This is a genomic window from Pectobacterium actinidiae (assembly GCF_000803315.1).
In the GTDB taxonomy this organism is placed as follows: domain Bacteria; phylum Pseudomonadota; class Gammaproteobacteria; order Enterobacterales; family Enterobacteriaceae; genus Pectobacterium; species Pectobacterium actinidiae.
Genome location: NZ_JRMH01000001.1, coordinates 419,783 through 442,605, shown reverse-complemented (window position 1 = coordinate 442,605; position 22,823 = coordinate 419,783). Strand labels below are relative to the sequence as shown.

Sequence of the window (22,823 nt, the reverse complement as noted above, 5' to 3'; positions counted from 1 at the left end):
TTATTAGCTGAGATTATGCGTTTTTCATCGATTGTTACCGGACTTGCCTGCGCTTTTGTTCTGCATACCAATGCAGCTTCAGTTGAGGATCATCGCCAATATTTACCAGACGGAGCCAATCTGGCGCTATTGGTACAAAAAGTTGGCGCAACAACACCCAGTATGGCCTTCAATAGCCAGCAAATGGCGCTTCCGGCCAGTACACAAAAGGTGATAACCGCATTAGCTGCATTACTGCAATTGGGTCCAGATTATCGATTCATCACCACGATGGAAAGCCACGGGCCTATCACTAGCGGTATTCTCAACGGTAACCTCATCGTACGGTTTAGCGGCGATCCTACGCTTAAGCGCCAGCAAATACGGAATATGGTGCAGGAATTAAGAAAGCGCGGGATACAGGAAATCGCAGGGGATGTGCTGATCGACACCTCCGTGTTCGCCAGCCACGATAAAGCGCCGGGCTGGCCCTGGAACGACATGACACAGTGCTTCAGCGCCCCGCCAGGTGCCGCGATTGTCGATCGAAACTGTTTCTCCGTCTCCCTCTACAGTGCGCCTAAAGCGGGTGATAATGCGTTTATCCGCGTCGCTTCCTATTATCCGGTGCAAATGTTCAGCGAGGTTCGCACGCTGGCGAAAGGCTCCGCCGATGCCCAATACTGCGAGCTGGATGTGGTTCCTGGAGAATTGAATCGCTTTACGCTTACTGGCTGTCTGACCCAGCGCACAGAGCCGCTTCCGCTGGCATTCGCGATTCAGGATGGAGCCAGCTATGCGGGCGCTATCGTTAAAGATGAGCTACAGCAGGCAGATATTCGCATCAAGGGCAGCCTTCGTCGCCAGACGCAGCCAGGAGCAGCGGGGAGTGTGCTGGCTCAGACACAATCGCCTCCCATGCACGACCTCCTCACTATCATGCTGAAAAAATCAGACAATATGATTGCCGATACGGTCTTTCGTACCATTGGGCATGAGCGTTTTAGTGTGCCGGGTACATGGCGTGCTGGCGCCGATGCTGTGCGGCAAATACTGCGTCAGAAGGCGGGTGTAGATTTAGGAAACAGCATTGTTGTAGATGGTTCAGGCTTGTCACGACACAACCTGATTTCACCGGAAACGATGATGCAGGTCTTGCAGTACATCGCACAGCACGATAATGAACTGAATTACATCACAATGCTTCCGCTTTCCGGCTATGACGGCACACTGCGTTATCGTGGCGGCCTGCATGAAGCAGGCGTTGATGGTAAGGTTTCGGCTAAAACCGGGGCATTGCAGGGCGTATACAATCTGGCAGGCTTCATTACTACCGCGAGCGGCCAGCGTATGGCATTCGTCCAGTTCCTGTCCGGCTATGCCGTGCCACCAGAAGACCAGCGCGCACGCCGCGTTCCTCTGGTGAGATTTGAAAGCCGTCTCTACAAAGATATTTATCAGAGCAACTAAAACAACAACGCGGCCTTACTTTGAGGGTAAGGCCGCGTTGGCGAGCTCTGACTAACAGGAGAACGGATTACTTTTGATAGATGATTTCAACACCTTCATCATCTTCATCGTCCCAGTCATCATCCCACTCTTCTTCGGCTTCTTTTTCTATTTCAGCCAGCTGTTCGCGATGGTAATCATCCCACATGAACTCCACTTTCTCCGGTGCGCTTTCGGCAATTGCCGTCACTTTCGGATTGGCTTTCAGGAAGCCCATAACGTCCCAGCAAAGTGGCGTGACGCCTTCACGGCTCGCTGCAGAAATCAGATAGTATTTATCATCCCAGCCAAGCGCAGCCGCAATATCTTTGGCACGTTTTTCCGCTTCAGCCTTATCGATCAAATCAACCTTGTTGAAAACCAACCAACGCGGTTTGTCTGCCAAACCCGCGCCATACTGCTCTAACTCATTGATAATGATCTTGGCATTTTCAATCGGATCTGACTCATCAATCGGTGCTAAATCAACCAGATGCAGCAGAACACGACAGCGTTCAAGATGTTTCAGAAAGCGAATTCCCAATCCAGCGCCTTCGGATGCCCCTTCAATCAAACCAGGGATATCCGCCACAACGAAGCTCTGTTCGCTATCCATACGGACAACACCAAGACTCGGCACCAGCGTAGTAAATGGATAATCAGCCACTTTCGGCTTCGCTGCCGATACCGCGCGGATAAATGTCGATTTACCCGCGTTAGGCAGACCAAGCATGCCTACGTCAGCCAGCAACAGCAGTTCCAGCGTCAGCTCACGCTCTTCGCCTTTCGTGCCGCTGGTCTTCTGACGAGGAGCACGGTTGACGGACGATTTAAAACGCGTGTTACCTAAACCATGCCAGCCGCCTTTCGCCACCATCAGACTCTGCTGATGACGCGTCATATCACCTAGCACTTCGCCAGTTCCCTGGTCCAGAACACGGGTACCAACAGGGACTTTAATCGTAATATCTTTGCCGCGTTTACCCGTACAGTCACGACTTTGCCCGTTTTGTCCACGCTCAGCGCGGAAGGATTTCTCAAAACGATAGTCAATCAGCGTGTTCAGGTTTTCGTCTGCCAGCAGATAAACGTCACCGCCATCGCCGCCGTCACCACCGTCCGGACCGCCGTTGGGAATATATTTTTCACGGCGAAAGCTGACACAACCGTTACCGCCATCGCCTGCCACAACGAGAATTGTGGCTTCATCTACAAACTTCATTGATTCTCTCCGCAAAAAACCAATAGAGAATATCTACGTGTTTTAGGCTTGTTATTGGTTCTTCTTGGCGTAACTTTTTGATTTTAAGGCATGTAGCGTGTTTCTACTCACCATTAAAAAACTGACGCACCAGAACGCATTCCAGCAAAGGAGCGGATTGTACCTGCCTGCTCCAATAATTTCATCTGTATTAAAAATAAACAACACATACAGGCTGTCAAAAGAGGGTAGTGAGCACTGCAATGCGCTTTCTCTTAAGCTACTTTTTCACTACCAATGGCAGCACAGGCTCTTTCTTACTGGGTAATAGGCGATGTCCAATAGCAGAAAACATGGCGCCTGCAACAACCACAAACGCACCGACATAGCCAACCCAATTCAGTACTGGCGCAGCAAAGAAAGTCGGCCACCCTAACGCCAGCAGATCGGAAAACAGCAGCGTAAACAGTGGCGTCAGCGTAATAACCGCACTAACCTGCGACGCCTGCCAGCGAGCCATTGCCTCCGCCAGCGCACCATAACCAATCAACGTATTTGCACCGCAAAATAGCAGACAAATCAGCTGCCAGTTGCTCAGTTGGAAAATTACCTCAAGCTTGGCAAAAGGCGTGATAAAAACGACGCACAGTACATATAACAAAAACAGAATCTGCGGCGATGTCAGACGTCTCAATAGAACTTTCTGCGCTACACCATAGGATACCCACACCGCCGAGGCACAAACACCCAGCAGTACGCCCAACGTGTAGTCCGTCAGTCGGGTAAAAATCTCAATCAAGCTGGTATTAAAGAACAGGATCAGACCACAGATCAGCATGATCGCGCCAATAACCTGCGTACCGCGCATCTTTTCCTTTAGGATCAGTACGCTGGCGAACATCATGCCTACAGGGGAAAGCTGCCCGATAACCTGAGACGCCGTCGGGCTCAGATATTGCAGCGACGAGCTAAAAAAAACAAAGTTACCCAGTAGTCCAGCCGTCGCAATCAACAGCAGAACCCACCAACGCCGATGCCGGAAAACCCGCATTGGCGGCAACTTCTTACGGGATGACAGAATGATGCCGAGTCCAATCGAAGCAATAAAAAAGCGATACCAAACAATTGTATAAGGTTCCATCACCACCAGAACCTGTTTCATGGCTATCGGTAACGCCCCCCAGCAAACCGCTGTAGTAAGCGCCAGACAAAGACCGATACCCGTCTGTTGTTTAGTATTCATACTTATCCAGATGGTTTACTCAGAATCAGAATGTAAAAAGCCCCGCAAAGAATTGCGGGGCTTAAATCCGTAAGACCTAACGCGGAAAATTATTCAGCAACGATGCTGATAAATTTACGGTTTTTCGGGCCTTTAACTTCAAACTGAACTTTACCATCAGTCAAAGCAAACAGAGTATGGTCTTTACCGCAACCAACGTTAGTTCCCGCGTGGAATTTAGTACCACGTTGACGAACGATGATGTTACCAGCCAGTACACTTTCGCCGCCAAAACGTTTTACGCCCAGACGTTGTGCGTTAGAGTCACGACCGTTACGGGTTGAACCGCCAGCTTTCTTGTGTGCCATTTAATCCGCTCTCCTAATCTTAAGCGCTGATGCCGGTAATTTTCACGTCAGTGAACCACTGACGGTGGCCCGCTTGCTTACGGTAGTGTTTACGGCGACGGAACTTAACGATCTTCACCTTTTCGCCACGACCATGAGCAACAACTTCAGCTTTGATTTTACCGCCATCGACGAAAGGAACGCCGATTTTGATTTCTTCACCATTGGCAACCATCAGAACTTGGTCAAACTCAACGGCTTCACCAGTTGCGATGTCCAGCTTTTCCAAGCGAACGGTTTGACCTTCGCTTACTCGGTGTTGTTTACCACCACTTTGGAAAACTGCGTACATATAAAACTCCGCTTTCCGCGCACCCGTTAATAGGTTTCAGAGCGCGCTATAAATATTCATAATAGGGCGCGAATTCTACGCAAAAATACTGAGGATGACAAGTGCATAATCAACGGATGTGAAGAAAAAGAATACAACGTATCAACTGCCGTTTATCTCTCTCATTTTTCAAGTACAATCGGCGCAATAAGTTCCGTCTTGCCGATATGCAACCGCAATCTTACGGCAGTGTTGAAGAGATACGTTGGCACAAACCATGAATCTAGAACAAATTACAACATTAACTGCGCAGGATATGGCGGCTGTTAATAACGTCATTCTTGAACAGCTGAATTCCGACGTCGTTTTGATAAACCAGCTTGGACATTACATCATCAGCGGTGGTGGAAAACGTATACGCCCGATGATTGCTGTACTGGCAGCCAGAGCCCTCGACTATAACGGTGATAAACATGTCACTGTCGCAGCACTGATCGAATTTATCCATACCGCAACACTACTGCATGATGATGTGGTAGACGAATCCGACATGCGCCGGGGTAAAGCGACAGCCAATGCCGCCTTTGGCAACGCCGCGAGCGTGTTGGTTGGGGATTTTATCTATACACGCGCCTTCCAGATGATGACCAGCCTCGAATCGTTACGCGTACTGGCGCTGATGTCAGAAGCGGTAAACGTGATTGCTGAAGGCGAAGTCTTGCAGCTAATGAACTGCAACGACCCGGATATCACTGAAGAAAGCTACATGCGCGTCATTTACAGCAAAACAGCGCGTTTATTTGAAGCCGCAGCGCAATCTTCATCCATTCTTGCCAACGCGACGCCAGAGCAAGAAAAAGCGCTTCAGGACTATGGCCGCTACCTGGGTACCGCATTCCAGTTAATTGACGATCTACTCGACTACAGCGCGGACGGCAAAACGCTGGGTAAAAATACGGGCGATGATCTCAATGAAGGCAAGCCAACACTGCCGTTACTGCACGCAATGCGTCATGGAAATGCAGAACAAAGCTCGCTGATTCGCAAAGCGATTGAAGAAGGAAACGGGCGTCATCTGCTGGAACCCGTACTTAACGCTATGCAGCAATGCGGTTCGCTTAACTACACGCGTCAGCGTGCCGAAGAAGAGGCAGATAAAGCGATCAGTGCACTACAACAGTTACCTGAAACGCCATACCGTGCTGCGCTAGAAGGCCTTGCCCACTTAGCCGTGCAACGAGACTTCTGACGCGTGTGCGGTTCTTATCAGAAAGATCGTTGATTCATAAGTAGCGCTGCCTTGCAGCGCTACTCGTTCGCCAGACTTAGGCAGTCTGATCGATTGTGACATCATCCAACCGGGACAGCATCGCGATTGTCCCTTCACGTAAGATGAAATTAATCAGCCGGGTTCTTTCATCAACGGAAAGTTGATGGAAAATATGCACCCACGATGACAGCAGCGTCGGCTCATTATCGATACGATAATATTCGGTTGGCGGATTCTCTTTTACGAGTAGAGAGTTCCTGACCTCGTTCGGTAAACTGCGAATAGAATATTCGACACCGCGCCCTTGAACCCCTTTCCGCCTGCGCTTTTCCCAACCGTCGTCTCGCGCACGTTTATTCAACCCCTGCGGCGACTTAGGCAATCCACCTACGCCAACCAGCTCACTTGTTGCAAACCATTCTTTGTCCATACTCGTCACTCCCTTGTTTGTTTTGAACAGGCATTACGTCAACTCGCCCAAAAGTTTCCATATAATAGACTATAATTACCTAAACCGCTAACTTTTACGTGTTACCGACACACCTAAGTAATAGAAGAAATGATGAAATCTAGCGCGATGCCCAAACAGCGCGGCCAGAAAAAGCGCGACAAGCGACAGAAAATATAGGTTCCTTTTCGTCACTGACGATTAACGTTCGAAAAGATCGCAGTAGCGAATCAGTCAATGACCATGGAGGAAATAGGTTCCTCATCCGACGGCGTAATACCTAACTGGCTCAGTGTGGTAGATACCCCGACTCGCAGAATATAAGCGATTAGTTCATCTCTTTCTTTTTCAGATAGTTGCTGATAAATCTGCATCCATACGGCCAGTGCCGCAGGCTGTTTCGCCGAGTAGGCGGAAGGCTCGATTTCGAGTAATAGGGATTTCTTTACCGTATCCGGCAAACTATGAATTGAGTACTCCACTCCTCTTCCCTGGACACCTTTACGGCGACGCTTCTCCCATCCATCCTCGCGGGCGCGCTTATTTAATCCTTGTCTTGATTTCGGAAGGCCGCCGACTCCAACCAATTCGCTGGTAGCAAACCACTCTTTTTTCATTACCTTTCATCCTGATCGTGCCATCCCTAACAAAAACGCGCTTATTTGGAAATTAATTGAGAATTTTAAAGAAATTTAATGCTATATTATTTCCAAATAATAATGTCATGTTAGTTCGGCATATAACTAACATCCGTTATTTATACCACTAATCGACAGTCGTCTTATAGCAAATAAGGGAAGGATTATGATTTTAAGGAAACAAGACTGGCATCCCGCTGATATCATTGCTGCACTGCGCAAGAAAAACACGACGCTGGCGGCAGTATCGCGAGCGGCCGGATTAAGCTCATCTACATTAGCTAATGCGCTCTCACGCCCTTGGCCCAAAGGGGAATGGCTTATTGCCGATGCGCTGAATATTCATCCTTCAGAGATTTGGCCCAGCCGGTATTACAATCCAGAAACCAATGAGCTTATCGACAGAAAAAAACTCATCCGTCCTGATTAAAAAAGAAAAGCCGGAGATCGACATCTCCGGCTTTTCATTCAACGTCACGTATCACAAGAATCTCAATGATTAATTCTTGATGAACGTCTCGCCTAACTCAATATCCTGCTTCAACGTATCCAGCATGCTGTTAAGCGCGTTTTGCTCAAAAGCGCTTAATGTGCCGATCTCTTTACGCTCGGCGACGCCGTCTTTGCCTAACAGAATCGGCTGAGCGAAGAAGCGAGCATGTTTGCCATCACTTTCAACGTATGCACATTCCACCACACCGCTTTCGCCTTGCAGCGCACGAACCAGAGACAGGCCAAAGCGTGCCGCAGCCTGACCCATAGACAGCGTTGCCGATCCGCCACCAGCTTTGGCTTCAACAACCTCAGTACCGGCATTCTGGATACGCTTGGTCAGATCGGCCACTTCCTGCTCGCTGAAGCTGATACCAGGAACCTGAGACAGCAGCGGCAGAATCGTCACGCCAGAGTGTCCGCCGATAACCGGCACATTAATATCCTGCGGCTGTTTGCCTTTCAGCTCAGCAACAAACATGTTGGAACGGATGATATCCAGCGTTGTTACGCCAAACAGTTTGTTTTTGTCGTACACGCCGGCTTTTTTCAGCACTTCGGCTGCAATGGCAACGGTTGTGTTCACTGGGTTGGTAATGATACCGATACAGGCTTTCGGGCAAGTCACCGCAATTTGCTCAACCAGATTACGCACAATGCCAGCATTGACGTTGAACAGATCGGAACGATCCATACCAGGTTTACGTGCCACCCCCGCAGAGATCAGCACGATATCAGCACCAACAAGCGCCGGTTTAGCATCTTCACCGCTATAGCCTTTGATCTTCACTGCTGTAGGAATATGGCTCAGATCGACGGCAACGCCCGGTGTGACCGGAGCAATATCGTAAAGGGATAGTTCTGAACCTGAAGGAAGCTGGGTTTTGAGGAGGAGTGCGAGTGCCTGACCGATACCACCTGCTGCTCCGAGAACTGCAACTTTCATCCTAAACTCCTTATTATCATAAAATAAAAAAGTGCCGTGAATTCATTTGGTTATCAACAGAATATAAAAATGGGGATAAGAGTAACCTACTTATCTTTCTACAAATGACATGAGAGACAAAAAATACGCTATGTCTCTAATAATAAATCAAAAACAACCATTCGTTTGAAAGGTAAGTAAAGTTAATAAGCTATTGAGCTATAACGCGGTGTTCATTCACGTGTGATTAACCTATGGGCTACATTACACCGATCAACGGCGTCCAAACAACATCATTCTGATAACATTTGATTTACTTTTATGTGACGCAGGACGCATTTTTCGGACTACTTGAGAGTCGATTTTTTTGGAAAACAGCGACTAACGCATATCTGGTGAAATGGATTGGAATTATACGCGATTTAATTGCATAAAAATTCACACAACTGCATAATGGGAAGATTAACCATAACAATTAATCCGGTGCAGAATGCGAAATCCGACAAAACAAGAAGACCTCGTTAAAGCGTTCAAAGCGCTGTTAAAGGAAGAGAAGTTCAGCTCTCAAAGTGAAATTGTTCAGGCACTGCAAGACGAAGGATTTGAAAACATCAATCAATCCAAAGTGTCACGCATGCTAACGAAGTTTGGTGCCGTACGCACGCGCAATGCAAAAATGGAGATGGTGTATTGTCTCCCAGCCGAGCTTGGCGTCCCGACTACGTCCAGTCCGCTGAAGAACCTTGTGCTAGACGTGGACTACAACGACGCGGTTATCGTGATTCATACCAGCCCTGGCGCCGCGCAGCTCATTGCACGCCTGCTGGACTCACTTGGGAAATCAGAAGGTATTCTCGGCACCATCGCGGGTGATGACACCATCTTTACCACCCCGGCAAGAGGCTTCAGCGTCAAACAACTTTACGAAGCTATTCTGGTGCTATTCGAACAAGAGCTGTAATTCGCTCGTCTGCTGCCGTTTTTTGTTACTCGTTGTTTACTCGATTTTCTTCGCTACGTGTGAACGAGCTACACGTAGCGACTATTGCTTTTGAAGTCTCACACAGCAGGCAATTCAGCCAACGGCCAACGTGGCCGAACGGATACGCCCAGCGTCTGGCTCGCACCATGAACCAAACGTACACTGCCCGCATAGGCAATCATCGCGCCATTATCTGTGCAGAATTCGGGGCGTGCATAAAACACTTCACCACCGCGTTTAACCATCACTTCACCTAAGCGCTGGCGCAACGTTCGGTTTGCACTCACCCCACCAGCCATGACCAGTCGCTTAAAGCCAGTCTCATCCAACGCACGACGACATTTTATCGCCAGCGTATCCACAACGGCATCTTCAAACGCACGAGCGATATCGGCACGCGTTTGATCGTCATCACCGTTGCTACGAATCGTATTAGCAGCAAACGTTTTTAGCCCAGAGAAACTGAAATCCAGCCCCGGGCGATCGGTCATCGGGCGCGGAAACGTAAAGCGCTGGGAATCCCCCGCCTGCGCCATTTTCGACAACATTGGACCACCTGGATAATCTAATCCCAGTAATTTCGCCGTTTTATCAAATGCTTCACCCGCCGCGTCATCAATGGACTCGCCCAGCAAACGATACTCGCCAATGCCCGTCACGCTGATGAGCTGCGTATGACCACCAGAAACCAGCAGCGCCACAAAAGGAAATGCTGGCGGATTATCTTCCAGCATCGGTGCCAGCAAGTGCCCTTCCATATGATGAACAGGAATCGCTGGTACTCCCCATGCAAATGCCAACGACCTGCCGACAGTCGCCCCCACCAATAGCGCGCCAACCAAACCAGGGCCAGCGGTGTAAGCCACGCCATCGATATCGTCAGCCTGTAACCCAGCTTCGCGCAACGCCGCCTGAATCAACGGAACCGTTTTACGCACGTGATCGCGTGAGGCGAGTTCAGGCACGACACCGCCGTAATCAGCATGTAATTTGACCTGGCTGTATAACTGATTGGCGAGCAAACCGGTCTCTGTGTCATAAATGGCCACGCCGGTTTCATCACAGGATGTTTCGATACCCAATACGCGCATTGCTGTTCCTACTTTGATGACGATACAAGCATTCGTTAAATGCCGCTTGCTTCAAACTGCGGATAGTCTACCATAACCGACCTGATTTCTGCGCTGGCCGCGGTTGGGTGTTTTATGATCACCGCAATGCTTTACAAAGGCGTCACGTTTGCAGTAGAATTCCGCACCATTTTGAAAAGGCTGGCACAAGGCCAGCGGCAAACCGAATTTATTGAGGTGAGAGGCACATGCCGGTAATTAAAGTACGTGAAAACGAGCCGTTCGACGTAGCTCTGCGTCGCTTCAAACGTTCCTGTGAAAAAGCGGGCGTTCTGGCTGAAGTTCGTCGTCGTGAGTTTTATGAAAAACCAACGACTGAACGTAAGCGCGCTAAAGCTTCTGCAGTGAAACGTCACGCGAAGAAATTGGCTCGAGAAAACGCACGCCGCACTCGTCTGTATTAATTTTCAGGAGGGTTTCCCTCCAACGCGTGATTAATCCGCAGACTTAGCAGTTGCATACGTAAGGCCGTGCTTTCCGAAAGGAAGCGCGGCTTGTTGTCGTTTATAAGCTATATCCAATGTAACCACCTTACAGAAGGGTATATACCAGGGGCTTATGGCTGGACGAATCCCACGCGTATTTATTAATGACCTGCTGGCTCGCACCGACATCGTCGATCTCATTGACGCGCGCGTCAAACTGAAAAAGCAGGGCAAAAACTACCATGCGTGCTGCCCGTTCCATCACGAGAAAACCCCTTCATTCACCGTAAACGGTGACAAACAGTTCTATCACTGTTTTGGCTGTGGCGCACACGGCAACGCCATAGACTTTTTGATGAATTACGATCGTCTCGAATTCGTTGAAACGATTGAAGAACTGGCCACCCAATACGGCCTCGAAGTGCCTTATGAAACCGGCACAGGCCCAACCCAGTTAGAGCGTCATCAACGGCAAAGTCTGTACGAATTGATGGGACAGCTCAGCGGGTTCTATCAACAAGCCCTAAGTCAATCAGTGGGTACACCAGCGTTGCAGTACCTGCAACAGCGCGGTTTAAGCGCAGAAGTGATCAGCCATTTTGCAATTGGCTTCGCCCCACCCGGCTGGGATAACGTTTTAAAGCGCTTTGGCCGCAATAATGATGACCGCAGTACATTGAACGATGCTGGCATGCTGGTGACTAACGATCAGGGTCGAACATATGACCGCTTCCGCGAGCGTGTGATGTTCCCCATCCGCGACAAGCGGGGGCGAGTGATTGCCTTTGGCGGACGTGTATTAGGTGACGGTACCCCAAAGTACCTTAACTCGCCGGAAACAGAAATTTTTCATAAAGGTCGCCAGCTGTACGGCCTGTATGAAGCACAGCAAAACCACGCTGAGCTAAAGCGACTCTTGGTTGTCGAAGGCTATATGGATGTGGTGGCGCTGGCGCAGTTTGGTATTGATTATGCGGTGGCATCGCTAGGTACGTCCACGACCGCCGATCACATTCAGTTACTATTTCGCGCCACCGATCTGGTGGTGTGTTGTTACGACGGAGACCGTGCCGGACGCGAAGCGGCATGGCGCGCGCTGGAAACTGCGCTACCCTATTTGAACGATGGTCGTCAGCTACGCTTTATGTTCCTGCCGGACGGTGAAGATCCCGACACGCTGGTACGTAAAGAAGGCAAAGTCGCCTTTGAACAGCGCATGGAACAAGCCCTGCCGCTGTCGCAGTTTCTGTTTGAGACACTGCAACAACAGGTGGACATGAGTTCACCCGATGGCCGTACCAAGCTCAGCACGCTGGTGCTGCCGCTAATAGGCCAGGTTCCGGGAGAAACGCTGCGGCTGTATTTGCGCCAGCAGCTCGGCAACAAGCTAGGCATTTTGGACGACAGCCAGTTGGACAGACTGCTCCCAAAAGTGGCTGAGCAGGCTCAATCCTACCAGCCGCCGCAACTAAAAGTCACAACTATGCGTATACTTATAGGGCTTTTAGTACAAAATCCAAGACTGGCGGCAGAGGTGCCTGACCTCGCGCTGGAAGGTATTGAAGAAGACAAAGTGGCTGGTTTATCGCTGTTTCAGGACTTGGTGAAAACCTGCAATGTCAGCCCTGGGATGAACATGGGTCTGCTGTTGGAAAAATATCGCGACAGCAAGTACCGCAAACAGCTTGAAACGATGGCTTCATGGAACCATATGATCGTAGAAGAAGAGCTCGACGAGAAGTTCAGAATCAGTCTGGCAGAGCTCTACGATCAGCTGTTGAAACAGCGACAAGAAACATTGATTGCCCGTGACAGAACGCATGGGCTCAACGCCAAAGAAAAAAAAGAGCTTTGGTCGTTGCAACTGGCGTTGACCAGAAAACACTGATACAGAGGCTTAATTGCCGATAAATAGCAGGGTTGAGCCCTGCAAAGAGCCGCTACAGGGGCCGCGGCGATAAGAAAAATACCCCTAATGCTATTGTTAGCGAACTACGCTGACCGACACCAACCCAAATACTCTGAAGTGTGGATACCGTCTTATGGAGCAAAACCCGCAGTCACAGCTGAAGCTGCTTGTCACCCGTGGTAAGGAGCAAGGCTACCTGACCTATGCTGAGGTCAATGACCATCTGCCGGAAGATATCATCGACTCGGATCAGATCGAAGATATCATCCAGATGATTAACGACATGGGCATCCAGGTGATGGAAGAAGCACCGGATGCAGACGATCTGTTGCTGGCCGAAAACACCAATGATGCCGATGAAGATGCGGCAGAGGCTGCTGCGCAGGTTCTATCCAGTGTTGAATCGGAGATTGGTCGCACCACCGATCCGGTTCGCATGTACATGCGTGAAATGGGTACCGTTGAGCTGTTGACGCGTGAAGGCGAGATCGATATCGCCAAACGTATTGAAGACGGTATCAATCAGGTTCAGTGCTCTGTTGCAGAGTATCCTGAAGCCATTACTTACCTGCTGGAACAGTATGATCGTGTCGAAGCGGGCGAAAGCCGCCTGTCCGACCTGATTACCGGCTTCGTCGATCCTAATGCGGAAGAGGACATTGCGCCTACCGCGACTCACGTTGGTTCCGAGCTTTCGAGCGAAGAAATGGACGATGACGACGAGGAAGAAGACGACGAGGAAGAAGAAGACGACAACAGCATCGATCCTGAACTGGCGCGTGAGAAGTTCACCGAATTGCGTGAACAATACGAAACGACCCGTCAGGTTATCAAAGCCCACGGTCGTAGCCATGCGCTGGCAGCACAGGAAATCCTGAACCTGTCCGAAGTCTTCAAACAGTTCCGTCTGGTGCCGAAACAGTTCGATTTCCTGGTTAACAGCATGCGTTCCATGATGGATCGCGTCCGTACTCAGGAACGTTTGATCATCAAATTGTGCGTTGAACAGTGCAAAATGCCGAAGAAAAACTTCGTCACCATGTTCACTGGCAATGAAACCAACAGCACCTGGTTTGCCGCAGCAGTCGCAATGGGCAAGCCTTGGTCTGAAAAGCTGAATGATGTTGAAGAAGACGTCACCCGCAGCCTGCAAAAGCTACAGCAGATCGAAGAAGAAACGGGTCTGACTATCGAACAGGTTAAAGACATCAACCGCCGTATGTCGATTGGTGAAGCGAAAGCGCGTCGCGCCAAGAAAGAAATGGTGGAAGCAAACCTGCGTCTGGTTATTTCTATCGCGAAGAAATACACCAACCGTGGTTTGCAGTTCCTCGACCTGATTCAGGAAGGCAACATCGGTCTGATGAAAGCGGTAGATAAGTTTGAATATCGCCGTGGTTACAAATTCTCGACCTATGCGACCTGGTGGATCCGTCAGGCGATCACCCGTTCTATCGCCGATCAGGCGCGTACCATCCGTATTCCGGTACACATGATTGAGACGATCAATAAACTGAACCGTATCTCTCGTCAGATGTTGCAGGAAATGGGTCGCGAGCCGACGCCGGAAGAACTGGCTGAACGTATGCTGATGCCGGAAGACAAGATCCGTAAAGTGCTGAAAATCGCGAAAGAGCCGATTTCAATGGAAACCCCGATTGGTGATGATGAAGATTCACATTTGGGCGATTTCATCGAAGATACGACGCTGGAGCTGCCGCTGGATTCCGCTACGTCGGAAAGCTTGCGTTCTGCGACACACGACGTATTGGCTGGCCTGACCGCACGTGAAGCGAAAGTCCTGCGCATGCGTTTCGGTATCGATATGAACACCGACCATACGCTGGAAGAAGTGGGCAAACAGTTTGACGTTACGCGTGAACGTATTCGTCAGATCGAAGCGAAAGCGCTGCGTAAACTGCGCCACCCAAGCCGTTCCGAAGTGCTGCGTAGCTTCCTGGATGATTAATTCATTCCTCAGCTAAGCCAGACTACAGATAACCCCGGTTCGCCGGGGTTATTTTTTACCTGTCAGAACATTCAGCCTGAATTTACACCTTATTCTGCAACGCCTGATGCAGTTCCTGATACGACGCAATCAGCGACTCCAGCGTCGCACGATTCAGCCCGCTTGGGTTCGGCAGCACCCAAACCTGAGTCTCGCCAATACGCAGTTCCTGACGCCCCCACGAAACTTTCTTGATACCAAACGCCTGACTGAACGCCTGCTTCCCTAGCACCGCCAGCACACGCGGCTGATAGTGCGTCATCTTCTCCACTATCGCATTCCCGCCTTGCAGCAGCTCGTCTCGCCCCAGCTCGGTGGCTTCAACCGTGGGGCGATCCACCAGCATGGTGATACCGCATCCGGTATCCAGCAGATGCTGCTCTTCCGCCGGTGTGAGCAAGCGTTCAGTAAAACCTGCCTGATGAATCACTTTCCAGAAGCGATTACTGGGATTCGCGAAGTGGTAACCATGATGCGCCGTCGACAGCCCGGGGTTAATGCCGCAGAAAACAACCTGAAGATGCATTGCCAGAATATCGGTAATCATGTTTTTCCCTACTGCCATTGACTACGCCCATCGTAAATTCTGATAAGAATAACAACAAGCTATCTTGAGTATAAAACCACCACCCGACAGATAACCTATAGACCTTTCCCCGTACATTACCGTATAATCATCGCCCATTCGGCCCCTTAGCTCAGTGGTTAGAGCAGGCGACTCATAATCGCTTGGTCGCTGGTTCAAGTCCAGCAGGGGCCACCAGATTCAAGGCGTTGCGTTAATAGCGCAGCGCCTTTACTTTTTGTGCAACGCCATTATTGGCTTTAGCTCGTTCCAGTAAACCTTCCTCAAAAAATCCCACACCCGTATAGTTTTCTAATGTGCCGTTATCACTTTCCTTTTTAGGGCTATACACTATAAAAGTAGCCTGACTTACCATTACAACCTAAGAGGAACTCATGAGTAAAATATTAACCTGCGTATTAAGCGGCATGATGATGCTTGTCGCTTCTGGCGTATATGCTGATGAAAAAGCTAACAATCTGGACGGTGCAGCGGGCAAAGAGGTCAAATTATCGCTCGAAGCCAACCCGACGACAGGCTACAGCTGGATGCTGGAAAGCCTTCCCAGCGAGCTCATCCTCGTTTCCAGTGCCTACCAGCAGTCGAAGGATTGCAAAGAGGGAATGGTCGGCTGTGGAGGTGAACAGACCTTCTATTTCATTGGTAAGAAATCTGGCAAAGGTACGTTGACACTGATTTATGGTCAGCCTTTCGATAAATCGACATGGAAAGAGCATAAGGTCAGCGTTGAAATTAAGTGATTACACTTTCGCCCTCTGATAAAGGGGCTTTACAGGGTTATTGGCATAGAACAACGATGCAGAATCCCATTCACGTCTTAATGATCTGTGAACATACATCGATAAACGCGCGCAGTTTGGGTTGGTTTCGCGCCGCTCTGGAGAAATACAAAAAGAGGCCGTCGTTTCCCGGTGAGAGATCGAGTAACGCCGCTTCCAACGTGCCGTTTTCCAGTTCGCGTGAGGTATGGAAGGTGGATGAGTAAATCAGCCCTACGCCTCTGACGGCAAGGCTGCGCATAAGTTCCCCATCGTTAACGGTGACCGTACCCGTTGGCTCAATTCTGACGCTTTCTTTATCTTCGATAAATTCCCACCGATAAATATCCCCCTTTTCAGGGCGGCGAAAGCGAATGCATTCATGATACACCAGATCGCTGGTGACTTTAGGCTTGCCGTTCATTTTGAAATAGTCCGGCGAACCAAATACCGCCCACTTAAAGGGGGGAGAAAGCCGTATCGCAATCATATCCTGTTCGATATAGGAACCGATCATGATGCCAGCGTCATAACCTCCAGAAACGAAATCATCGTGCCGATTATTCACCGTGATATCGACATTCAAATTCGGCCACGCCTGACGAAATGCAGGAATGAGAGGTTCGATGACATGAGGTAATGCCAAACGTTCTACGAGCAGCTTCAACGTCCCTGAAGGTTTTTTGGCCGATTGTGCAATATCTTCAAAACCGATGGTAATAACCTGTGCCGCGGGCCCAATTCTCAGCAGCAGATCTTCTCCTGCTTCCGTCAAGGCCATTTTGCGTGTCGTGCGATGGAAAAGTGGAACACCCAGCCGCTGCTCAAGCCTCTGGAGCGCCAGACTGACAGAACCCGGCGTCTTACCCAGATCGAGCGCGGCTTTACGAATGCTCAATCGTTTCGCTATCGCCAGAAATTCTGCCAGTCCATCAAAGCTATCAGATTGCCCCATCAGGGTTCCTCGTCGTCATGCAATACCAGGATCATTAAACGCACTTTACGACAGTTTCTCACGTCAATACAAAACTATTACATCGATTTATTAAACAATGCATCCCGTTATTACTATCTATTTTCAATCAGTTATCACAGATATAGTCGGCAGACACCACCTGCTGAAAGGAGTTTCTTATGTCAATAATAAAGCGTTGTGCGGGTCTTATCGCCGCGATGGCTGTGTTTGCCACAGCCTCCCCTGTTTTTGCTCAGGCCAATCTAAAAGAAGAGAAGGTACTGATCGTCGTCTCCAGTCTGGATAAAAAGACGCCGGAACTGGTTGGCGGTTTTTGGTTCCCAGAACTGACCCACCCAGTTGAAGTCTTCGATAAAGCCGGACTGGATTACGATATCGCCAGCCCTAAAGGAGGGTTACCTCCGTTTGACGGCTTCGATCTTAAAGATCAGGCAAATCTGGATTTCTGGACTAACCCAGAGCACCGCAACAAACTCGCTAGTTCCATCCCGCTCAACAAGGTTGATCCAGCGAAGTACACCGCGATCCTGCTGGTCGGCGGACACGGACCAATGTGGGATTTCGCTAACAACCCTCAATTAATCAATATCGTACGTACTATGTACGAAAACAACAAAATTGTCAGTGCCGTCTGCCACGGCCCGGCGGGTCTGCTGAATGTGAAGCTCAGCAATGGTCAACTGCTGATTAAAGACCGCCGCTTGACCGGCTTTACCGCAGAAGAAGAGGCTTTCCGCCATTACGACAAGATCGTTCCGTTTGAACTCGAAGCCGCGCTGAAAAAAGATGGCGCAAAATTCGAAGAAGCACCGATCTTTGAAAATAAAATCGTCGTAGATGGCCGACTGATTACCGGTCAAAACCCTGCATCAGCGAAAGGGCTTGGCGAAGCGGTTGTCAAAGCTCTGCAAACCAAAGCGTAATCCTCGCCTTATCAGACGCGTTAGGTGGTAAAACACCTAACGCATCAACCTCAAGAATAATGTCACACATCAGGCAATGCGCCTGATAACAGCAACAGTCACTGCAAACTCAGTACACATCGCGAACATAGCGTTTGTCCTGCGCCATTTTGGCAATATAGGCTGCCGCCTCTTCACTGCTCATATTCCCGTGAACCTGCGCAACCTGTCGGAGCGCCGAATCCACATCTTTCGCCATGCGACTGGCGTCACCACACACGTAAAAATGTGCCCCCGCCTCCAGCCAGCGCCATAGTTCAGCCCCTTGCTCACACATGCGGTGTTGAACATAAACTTTCTCACGTTGGTCACGCGAAAAGGCCGTATCAAACCGATGCAGGTAACCATCGCGTTGCAGCGCTTCCAGCTCCTCACGATAGTAGAAATCGGTCGCCGCACGCTGCTCGCCAAAGAATAGCCAGTTTTTACCTTGTGCTCCTGTCGCCCGACGCTCTTGCAAAAAAGCCCGGAAAGGTGCGATACCCGTGCCCGCCCCTACCATGATGATTGGCGTATCCGGGTTTTTAGGCGTGCGGAAATGGGCTGACTTTTGAATGAAGATCGGCACCCCGATTGACTCTGCTACGCGGTCAGCCAGAAAGGTCGAGCACACGCCGCCTCGCAGTTTGCCCTCAACACCATAGCGCACCGTCGACACGGTCAGATGGATCTGGTGCGGCGTGACTTTCGGGCTGGACGAAATCGAGTACAAACGCGGCTGCATCCGTTTAAGCACATGCAACCATTCATCAGCCTGAACCTGAATCGGAAAATCCTGTAGCAAATCGACAATCTGCCGTCCCCACAGCCATTGTTTGAGTTCCTCTTTACGCTCTTCTTTCAGCAGATCGGCCAGCGCAGCATGGCTCGAACGTGCGCTGATAAACTGCAAGATTTCCGGCGTGATGCGGGCTATCTCAAAATGCTGGGATAACGCTTCGGCAATCGCCATATCGCCCTTGTCTTTGACGGTCACGACGGTAGAAGGCGAGAGTTTGAGGGCGGAAAGCATCTCGCTCACCAGCTCAGGGCGGTTAGTCGGCCAGATGCCAAGCGCGTCCCCTGCGTCGTAGCTCACATCGCTGCCTGAAATATCAAAGGCGAATTGCCGGGTCTCCTTTTCCGCTCCCGGCGCATTAAGCAACTGGTTGATGACAAGACATGCGGGCAGAGGTGCATTTCGACTAAAGATAGGCACCGAAGCCGCAGGTATCGTCGTGTATGCTTCATTTCCGTCAGCCAGTACGGCTGCCGCGGGCGTAGCAACCTTGCTTGCCACTGGCGTATGCGTTCCCGCCAGCACATTAACCATGCTGTCCAGCCAGGCTTTCGCTGCATCCTCATAGTCAGGCTCACAGTCGATTCGTGCTGACAGACGCTGCGCGCCCAGCGCCTCCAGCCGTGCATCGAGCCGACGGCCAAAACCGCAAAACTGATCGTAGTTTGAATCACCGAATGCCAGCACGGAGAACGACACGTCCGCCAGTCTGGGCGCAGTCTCCGCTTGTAATGCCGTCCAGAAATTGGTGCCATTGTCGGGAGGATCGCCGTCGCCAAATGTACTGGCGATGAAAATCACACGCGGCATCGCAGGCAGATTGGCACTGTTGAAGCTGTCCATATCGGACAAGGTGACAGCATGCCCTTCCGTCTTCAGACGTTCGGCGCACTGTGCCGCGAAACCTTCCGCATTGCCGGTCGACGATGCCCACAAAATCAACACAGGTGACGATGATGGCGCGGTTGCCGCCGCCACACTGGGAGAAGAAGCAGGCAGCAACGTTATACCCTCACTGGGTAGCCAGGTGCGGGCAAAAAGCCCCGCCAGCATGCCGTCGAGCATCAGGCGTCGTGAGGGTTCCAGCGGTACCGTAGCAGGCAGGACAGGCACACCGCCAGCCAGTCTCGATGCGTCCGTGCGCAGAGCCGCAATATAGCCTTGCAGATAATGCTGTTCGGGCGCGCTGAGTGTCATTGCCGGAGCGGCATCAAGGCCAAGTAGCGTGGTCAGCGCATCAATGTGTTTCATGTCGAGTTCCTTGATGTCGTTTTTCGGCGTACCCGCCTCGGCCTGCTCCGATACGGGAACCGTAGTCAGATGGCTCTCCCGTTCAGGAGAAATAGGCGCTGGTGGTTCAGCAATCCGCGCCAACGCTACCGCAGAGAATTTGAATTCAGGCTGTTGAGACATGGGGTCAATGGCATCGCTGGTGACGGCGTTAATCGCCAGATCGTCACCAAAGACATCATTCCAGTGAAAGGGAGCAAAGCAGTTACCGGGGCGAACCCGGCTGGTCACCACGGCGGGGAGTACCGCGCGCCCGCGTCGCGAGCGGATCTCCACACGATCCTTATCCTGAATACCGAGCGCGATAGCATCTTCGGGATGCACTTCGATAAAAGGCCCTGGATTGAGCTTGTTGAGCGTTGGAATCTTTCCGGTTTTCGTCATCGTGTGCCACTGGTGCTGCAAGCGGCCGGTATTCAGCACAAACTGAAAGTCGTCATCCGGCATTTCGGCGGGCGACATATGCGGTCGGGGGAGGAATATTCCTTTACCGCTTTCGGTCGCAAAAACGAGGCACGGCTGGGTGCCGTCCGGCAGGTCTTTACGCGTCTGGCTCACGCCGTCATTGAGGTAGCGAATGGGGTGACGATCGTGCTTATCATCAGGGGGACAAGGCCACTGTAAGGGAGCCTGCCGTAAGCGTTCATAGCTGGCACCACGAATGTCGTATCCTGTCTTCGGGTTCCAGAACTGCTTGATTTCTTCAAACACCTCGGATGCCGAATCGTAACGAAAACCCTGCTCATAGCCCATCTCGCAAGCCACGCTGGCGATGATTTGCCAATCGGCCATCGCCTCACCGGGCGGATCAACGGCCTGTTGCATCAGCGTCAAATTCCGCTCGGAGTTAATCATCACACCTTCCGCTTCCGCCCACAGTGCGCCGGGCAGCAGGATATCGGCATAGCGGTTAGTTTCGGTATCGAGAAACGCATCCTGCGTGATAACCAGTTCAGCCGCTTGCAGCCCCGCGATCACATTCTTGCGGTTGGGAACCGTAGCCACTGGGTTCGTACAGATAATCCAGCACGCCTTGATCTTGCCCGCCATCATGTCTTCAAACATGGCGATGGTGCCGCCGCCGAGATCGGTGCGCAGCGTGCCAGCGGGAACTCCCCAGAGCGCTTCAATGGCCGCCCGATCTTTCTCCACCAGCACAGAGCGTTGCCCCGGTAATCCCATCCCCATATAGCCCATTTCACGCCCGCCCATCGCATTGGGCTGCCCCGTCAGGGAAAACGGGCCGCTTCCCGTGCGGCAAATCGCGCCAGTGGCTAAATGCAGGTTGCAGATCGCATTGGTATTCCAGGTGCCATGTGTGCTTTGGTTAAGCCCCATCGTCCAGCAACTCATCCACTCCGGTGCCGTACCAATCCACTCCGCCGCCTTGCGGATATCCGCCTCCGGCAGCCCGGTGATCTCCGCGACTTTCTCCGGGGGATAGTCTTCAAGGAATTCAGGCATCGCCTCCCATCCTTCGGTGAACTCAGCGATAAAAGCGGGATTGGTGTGCCCATTCTGGACAAGCAGATGCAGCAGGCCGTTGAGCAAAGCCAAATCCGTACCGGGCTTGATTTGCAGGAACAGATTCGCTTTGTCCGCCGTAGCATTGCGACGTGGATCAACCACAATGAGCTTAGCCCCTGCTTTAACGCGATCCATCATGCGCAGAAAAAGAATGGGATGGCAGTCGGCCATGTTCGCGCCAATAACGAAAAAGATGTCGGCGTGGTCAAAGTCTTGATAGGAACCCGGCGGCCCGTCCGATCCCAAAGAGAGCTTGTAGCCGCTACCTGCACTGGCCATACACAGACGGGAGTTTGATTCTATGTTATTCGTACCGATAAAACCCTTGGCGAGCTTATTCGCCAGATATTGGGATTCCAGCGACATCTGGCCGGAGACGTAAAGCGACACCGCATCGGGGCCGTGGACATCAATAATAGCCCGTAACCGTCGCGCGGTTTCCTTGATGGCTTGCCCCATATCGACCCTGACCGATTCGTGCTGACGATCGGCACGCAGGTAGGCATTCTCCAGCCGTCCTGATTCAGCAAGAGCCTGACCGCTGGTGTTGCCCTTGGTACACAGTCGACCAAAGTTGGTGGGATGCGTTTTGTCACCTGATACCTTGATCACACGATTATCTTTTACTTCCATCACCACACCGCAACCGACCCCACAGTAAGGGCAAACACTCTTTACACACGCTGAGGATTTGGCATCCATGACTGACTCCTGTAGGACTGAGTTGCAACAGCCGCCAAAAGAAGGGCTGCACTGAGCGAATTCAGGCATAAAAAATTTCCGGGAGAAATTTTTAACGTTGCGTGAGCAACGGCCTATAAGGGTGGCGGCCAGAGATGGCACGCCATAAAAAAACGTCCACAGAACCCTGCTCTCGCCTTGATGCGAAAAGCATGATTGTGTGGACGCCATTGTCCTGACCGAGGCTTCGCTCACCGTTGAGGCAAAGCGACGGAATCGCTATAGGTTAAGAAGCAAGTTGCGTGCCACCGTTATGCACAGCCAGATATAACGTGGGAGAGGGAAAACGATGGCATTTTTTGCCGCGTGGCTGCATCACGGTGGTGCAGAACCGGAGGACAGCCGTTCACTTCTGGTTCATCTGCTGCTTCAGCGATGCACGTCGATGAGGAAAAGCCGGTATGCCATTA

General features: G+C 51.0%; 21 protein-coding genes and 1 tRNA gene. 10 read left to right on the top strand and 12 right to left on the bottom strand.

Going from position 1 to position 22,823, the window contains the following annotated elements; translation table 11 throughout:
- Window positions 1-15 precede the first annotated feature (15 nt).
- Window positions 16-1,449: a serine-type D-Ala-D-Ala carboxypeptidase gene (dacB, locus tag KKH3_RS01865; protein ID WP_039355274.1), complete on the top strand. Its 1,434-nt coding sequence runs from the start codon at window positions 16-18 to the stop codon at window positions 1,447-1,449.
- Window positions 1,450-1,516: 67 nt separating this feature from the next.
- Here dacB and cgtA read toward each other — a convergent pair whose 3' ends face one another.
- From cgtA to rplU, 4 genes are all read right to left on the bottom strand, one after another.
- The gene (gene cgtA, locus KKH3_RS01860; protein ID WP_039355273.1) at window positions 1,517-2,689 is read right to left on the bottom strand and encodes an Obg family GTPase CgtA; all 1,173 of its coding nucleotides are present in this window, start codon (window positions 2,687-2,689) and stop codon (window positions 1,517-1,519) included.
- A 259-nt stretch (window positions 2,690-2,948) separates the two neighbouring features.
- On the bottom strand, window positions 2,949-3,911 hold the full coding sequence (locus KKH3_RS01855; protein ID WP_039355272.1) for a DMT family transporter: 963 nt from the start codon (window positions 3,909-3,911) through the stop codon (window positions 2,949-2,951).
- Window positions 3,912-4,000: 89 nt separating this feature from the next.
- On the bottom strand, window positions 4,001-4,258 hold the full coding sequence (gene rpmA, locus KKH3_RS01850) for a 50S ribosomal protein L27 (protein WP_005971498.1): 258 nt from the start codon (window positions 4,256-4,258) through the stop codon (window positions 4,001-4,003).
- A gap of 19 nt (window positions 4,259-4,277) precedes the next feature.
- On the bottom strand, window positions 4,278-4,589 hold the full coding sequence (rplU, locus tag KKH3_RS01845; RefSeq protein WP_010283026.1) for a 50S ribosomal protein L21: 312 nt from the start codon (window positions 4,587-4,589) through the stop codon (window positions 4,278-4,280).
- Between the two features lie 256 nt (window positions 4,590-4,845).
- Here rplU and ispB point away from each other — a divergent pair, with 256 nt between their 5' ends.
- A complete protein-coding gene (gene ispB / locus KKH3_RS01840) occupies window positions 4,846-5,817 on the top strand; it encodes an octaprenyl diphosphate synthase (RefSeq protein WP_039355271.1) in 972 nt (323 codons plus the stop codon).
- Window positions 5,818-5,893: 76 nt separating this feature from the next.
- Here the strand turns inward: ispB and KKH3_RS01835 are convergent, their stop codons facing one another.
- The gene (locus tag KKH3_RS01835) at window positions 5,894-6,268 is read right to left on the bottom strand and encodes a DNA-binding protein (RefSeq protein ID WP_010283015.1); all 375 of its coding nucleotides are present in this window, start codon (window positions 6,266-6,268) and stop codon (window positions 5,894-5,896) included.
- Window positions 6,269-6,516: 248 nt separating this feature from the next.
- Window positions 6,517-6,903: a DNA-binding protein gene (locus KKH3_RS01830; protein WP_039355270.1), complete on the bottom strand. Its 387-nt coding sequence runs from the start codon at window positions 6,901-6,903 to the stop codon at window positions 6,517-6,519.
- A 187-nt stretch (window positions 6,904-7,090) separates the two neighbouring features.
- Between KKH3_RS01830 and KKH3_RS01825 the strand changes: the two genes are divergently transcribed.
- Entirely contained in the window at window positions 7,091-7,354 is a 264-nt protein-coding gene (locus KKH3_RS01825) for a helix-turn-helix domain-containing protein (protein WP_039303153.1), read from the top strand.
- 69 nt (window positions 7,355-7,423) lie between these two features.
- Here KKH3_RS01825 and mdh read toward each other — a convergent pair whose 3' ends face one another.
- Window positions 7,424-8,362, bottom strand: coding sequence for a malate dehydrogenase (mdh, locus tag KKH3_RS01820; RefSeq protein ID WP_039355269.1), 939 nt, complete (start codon window positions 8,360-8,362; stop codon window positions 7,424-7,426).
- 469 nt (window positions 8,363-8,831) lie between these two features.
- Here mdh and argR point away from each other — a divergent pair, with 469 nt between their 5' ends.
- Window positions 8,832-9,302 (top strand): transcriptional regulator ArgR, encoded by a 471-nt coding sequence (gene argR / locus KKH3_RS01815; RefSeq protein ID WP_039355268.1) that lies wholly within the window; start codon window positions 8,832-8,834, stop codon window positions 9,300-9,302.
- 98 nt (window positions 9,303-9,400) lie between these two features.
- Here the strand turns inward: argR and tsaD are convergent, their stop codons facing one another.
- A complete protein-coding gene (tsaD, locus tag KKH3_RS01810) occupies window positions 9,401-10,414 on the bottom strand; it encodes a tRNA (adenosine(37)-N6)-threonylcarbamoyltransferase complex transferase subunit TsaD (protein WP_039355267.1) in 1,014 nt (337 codons plus the stop codon).
- Window positions 10,415-10,641: 227 nt separating this feature from the next.
- Here tsaD and rpsU point away from each other — a divergent pair, with 227 nt between their 5' ends.
- The 3 genes from rpsU to rpoD all read left to right on the top strand — a co-directional run bounded on the left by rpsU (window position 10,642) and on the right by rpoD (window position 14,756).
- Window positions 10,642-10,857: a 30S ribosomal protein S21 gene (gene rpsU / locus KKH3_RS01805; protein WP_001144069.1), complete on the top strand. Its 216-nt coding sequence runs from the start codon at window positions 10,642-10,644 to the stop codon at window positions 10,855-10,857.
- Window positions 10,858-11,011: 154 nt separating this feature from the next.
- The gene (gene dnaG, locus KKH3_RS01800; RefSeq protein WP_039355266.1) at window positions 11,012-12,766 is read left to right on the top strand and encodes a DNA primase; all 1,755 of its coding nucleotides are present in this window, start codon (window positions 11,012-11,014) and stop codon (window positions 12,764-12,766) included.
- A gap of 154 nt (window positions 12,767-12,920) precedes the next feature.
- Window positions 12,921-14,756, top strand: a complete 1,836-nt coding sequence (gene rpoD, locus KKH3_RS01795; protein WP_039355265.1) for an RNA polymerase sigma factor RpoD — start codon at window positions 12,921-12,923, stop codon at window positions 14,754-14,756.
- An 82-nt stretch (window positions 14,757-14,838) separates the two neighbouring features.
- On the opposite strand, the gene mug is transcribed toward rpoD, so the two are convergent.
- Window positions 14,839-15,342 (bottom strand): G/U mismatch-specific DNA glycosylase, encoded by a 504-nt coding sequence (gene mug / locus KKH3_RS01790; RefSeq protein WP_039355264.1) that lies wholly within the window; start codon window positions 15,340-15,342, stop codon window positions 14,839-14,841.
- 140 nt (window positions 15,343-15,482) lie between these two features.
- Between mug and KKH3_RS01785 the strand changes: the two genes are divergently transcribed.
- Window positions 15,483-15,558: transfer RNA gene (locus tag KKH3_RS01785), tRNA-Ile, on the top strand.
- A gap of 16 nt (window positions 15,559-15,574) precedes the next feature.
- Here the strand turns inward: KKH3_RS01785 and KKH3_RS22160 are convergent.
- Window positions 15,575-15,736: a hypothetical protein gene (locus tag KKH3_RS22160; protein WP_167371709.1), complete on the bottom strand. Its 162-nt coding sequence runs from the start codon at window positions 15,734-15,736 to the stop codon at window positions 15,575-15,577.
- A gap of 19 nt (window positions 15,737-15,755) precedes the next feature.
- Between KKH3_RS22160 and KKH3_RS01780 the strand changes: the two genes are divergently transcribed.
- A complete protein-coding gene (locus KKH3_RS01780; RefSeq protein WP_039355263.1) occupies window positions 15,756-16,121 on the top strand; it encodes a protease inhibitor I42 family protein in 366 nt (121 codons plus the stop codon).
- Between the two features lie 70 nt (window positions 16,122-16,191).
- On the opposite strand, the gene KKH3_RS01775 is transcribed toward KKH3_RS01780, so the two are convergent.
- Window positions 16,192-17,094, bottom strand: coding sequence for a LysR family transcriptional regulator (locus KKH3_RS01775; RefSeq protein ID WP_039355262.1), 903 nt, complete (start codon window positions 17,092-17,094; stop codon window positions 16,192-16,194).
- Window positions 17,095-17,273: 179 nt separating this feature from the next.
- Here KKH3_RS01775 and KKH3_RS01770 point away from each other — a divergent pair, with 179 nt between their 5' ends.
- Entirely contained in the window at window positions 17,274-18,038 is a 765-nt protein-coding gene (locus KKH3_RS01770) for a type 1 glutamine amidotransferase domain-containing protein (RefSeq protein WP_039355261.1), read from the top strand.
- A 109-nt stretch (window positions 18,039-18,147) separates the two neighbouring features.
- Here KKH3_RS01770 and KKH3_RS01765 read toward each other — a convergent pair whose 3' ends face one another.
- Entirely contained in the window at window positions 18,148-22,374 is a 4,227-nt protein-coding gene (locus KKH3_RS01765) for a sulfite reductase subunit alpha (RefSeq protein ID WP_039355260.1), read from the bottom strand.
- Between the last annotated feature and the right edge of the window lie 449 nt (window positions 22,375-22,823).